The organism is Peribacillus acanthi, assembly GCF_003073175.1.
GTDB classification, from domain to species: Bacteria; Bacillota; Bacilli; order Bacillales; family DSM-1321; genus Bacillus_BN; species Bacillus_BN acanthi.
Window position 1 is genome coordinate 78,138 of record NZ_QBBX01000002.1, and the last position, 2,608, is coordinate 80,745.

General features: G+C 40.7%; 4 protein-coding genes. All 4 read left to right on the plus strand.

From position 1 onward, the window contains the following. On the plus strand, window positions 1-550 hold a 550-nt coding region (locus DBX25_RS21080; protein WP_240620117.1), incomplete at its 5' end, for a HypE family hydrogenase expression/formation protein. Window positions 551-605: 55 nt separating this feature from the next. After that, the gene (locus tag DBX25_RS02070) at window positions 606-1,130 is read left to right on the plus strand and encodes a cytochrome b5 domain-containing protein (RefSeq protein ID WP_108669120.1); all 525 of its coding nucleotides are present in this window, start codon (window positions 606-608) and stop codon (window positions 1,128-1,130) included. Beyond that, the gene (locus tag DBX25_RS02075) at window positions 1,130-2,035 is read left to right on the plus strand and encodes a hydrogenase small subunit (protein WP_108669121.1); all 906 of its coding nucleotides are present in this window, start codon (window positions 1,130-1,132) and stop codon (window positions 2,033-2,035) included. Before DBX25_RS02070 ends, DBX25_RS02075 begins: the two co-directional genes overlap by 1 nt. Next, window positions 2,028-2,608 (plus strand): nickel-dependent hydrogenase large subunit (locus DBX25_RS21085; protein WP_240620118.1); only part of this gene is annotated, 581 nt, incomplete at its 3' end. The genes DBX25_RS02075 and DBX25_RS21085, both read left to right, overlap by 8 nt.

Genomic DNA, 2,608 nt, shown 5'->3' on the forward strand with positions numbered 1-2,608 from the left:
GGATCCTGGTGATATTCAAAAAGGAGATGTTGTATTTATCAGTGGTACCATAGGTGATCATGGGATATCGATCCTAGGAGCACGTGAAGAACTTGGTCTACTGACTGATGTAAAAAGTGATTGTGCATCATTAAACCATTTGGTTAAACAATTACTTGAAGAAGTGGACGGTATTCGGATTATGCGAGATCCAACACGTGGTGGTTTGGCGACAACCCTTGTTGAACTTTGTGAAGACTTCCATTTCACACTTGAAATGGATGAGGATTCGATACCGATTCGAAGGGAGGTTCATGGCGCATGTGATATTTTAGGCTTTGATCCTCTTTATCTTGCAAACGAAGGAAAAGTAGTGTTCATTGTGGCTTCTGAACAAAAATATAAAGCAATGGAGCTTTTGAAGAAACACGAACTCGGGAGGAATGCTACAGTCATTGGAACGGTTACATCTATTGAAGAGAATGCCGGGAAATTGTTGTTAAAGACTCCAATTGGTACAACAAGACGGTTAAATCGTCTTTCAGGACTGCTATTACCTAGAATTTGTTAATTATCTATAGTTAAGTGCATAAGATAAGGTGAAACAGCCTAAAGGAGAGGACAACATGCAAAACACCGATTTGCTCAGACTTCAACTGAATCACCTTGTAACCCAGGCTCGTCACGACATCTATACATTGTCGACTTTGAATGATTCATCGAAGAAACAACAAATCCTTCAACGTTTATGGGATGCTCTTTCTTCTATTCATTTTCTTAGTGAATTGTTGGCCAATGAAATTTTACACTTACAACCTAAACAACAACTCCCAAATCATTATCCTGGAAATCTAAATAGTCCACAAAATTCTGTCATCTCTCCATCACCTACTCTAAATTCACCTACACCACCACAGAATCAGCGCACTTTTACAATACAAGAATTATCCACTTATGATGGTAAGAATGGGAGGCCAGCCTATGTGGCTGTCAATGGTATCGTATATGATGTTACCAATAACAGGGCATGGGCAGCTGCGACACACTTTGCATTATCTGCTGGCAAGGATTATACAAAAGAATTCGCTTCTTGCCATGCAGGGCAACAATCGATTTTAGCAACACTACCAGTGGTAGGGAGGTTAGCTTAATGGAAAGACACATCTTGCCCCCAGAATCGATGACAAACGAAGCAATTGCAGCAAGATTAACAAATACTGTGTCAAATCAAATCCACAAAGGACTCATCAAGAAAAAAAATCTCGTCTATTTAGAGCTGAATGGCTGTTCTGGTAACATCATATCTTTGTTAAACGGGCAAAACCCTGACTTTGAATATACCTTAAACTCCATGGTTAACCTTCGATACAGCAATAGCTTAATGGCGTCAGAAGGAGAAAAGGCCATTGAAAAGCTCATGGATACCTTGGATGAAGAGTATATTCTAGCTGTGGAAGGAGCGGTAGCACTTAAAAACAACGGTTTATACAATGTAATCGGCAATTGGAAAGGAAAACCACTTACTGGCTTAGAAGCGGCAACAATGTTTGGAGAAAAAGCAACACATATCCTAGCGGTGGGAGCCTGTGCCACTCACGGAGGGGTATCTGCTGCGAAACCGACCCCTTCTCAATCAGTCGGTTTACAAGAAGTTCTATCTACAAAAAAAATGATTAAACTGCCAGGATGTCCAGTCCATCCAGATTGGTTTTTAGGGACACTCGCACATCTATTGTTGTACGGTGAACCCGAAACTGATAACTTAGGTCGTCCTTTAATGTTTTATAGTACGCTCATACATGATCGATGTCCTAGAAGGCCATTTTTTGATCGTGGCATATTTGCCGAGAAATTAGGAGATAAGACATGTTTGTTTAAGCTTGGGTGTCGCGGTCCCGTTACACGTGTGGACTGTCCAACCAGACAATGGAATGGGCATGTGAATTGGCCGATTGGAGATGATACCCCTTGTATCGGCTGTGCCCAATTTGGTTTCCCAGATGCGATGGCACCATTTATTAGCTTTGACACAACTAGGGTGGTGAAGAATGAGTAAGCGCATTGTCATTAATCCTTTGACACGTATAAGTGGTTTTATGGAAATTGATGTGATCGTCGAACAAAATCAAGTGGTGGAAGCTAAAACAAAAGGCAATTTGTTCAGAGGATTTGAGCAGATGTTAGTAGGCAGGAGTCCTTTTGATGCAGTCTATTTTACACAACGAATATGTGGAATTTGTTCTGCTGCACATTCGATGGCATCATCATTAGCATTGGAAGATGCATTGAATATTGAACCAATGGAACAAGGCAGATATTTAAGAGATATCATTCATTGCTGCGAGTTTTTACAGAATCATATACGCCATTTCTATCAATACACTGTACCAGACTTTGTGAAAATTGAACAAAATCCACTTTTCCAATCAGACCATGACGATTTTAGATTGCCTAAAGCCATCAATGACCGAATAACTCAGCATTTCTTTGATTCGCTTACCATCAGTCGTTTAGCCCATCAAATGCTTGCAGTTCTAGGAGGGAAAGCACCTCATAATCATGGGGTTTTCATCGGTGGAATCACTACCCAAGCCACGGCTGAAAAAGTCGTTCATCTAGATTCGATCCT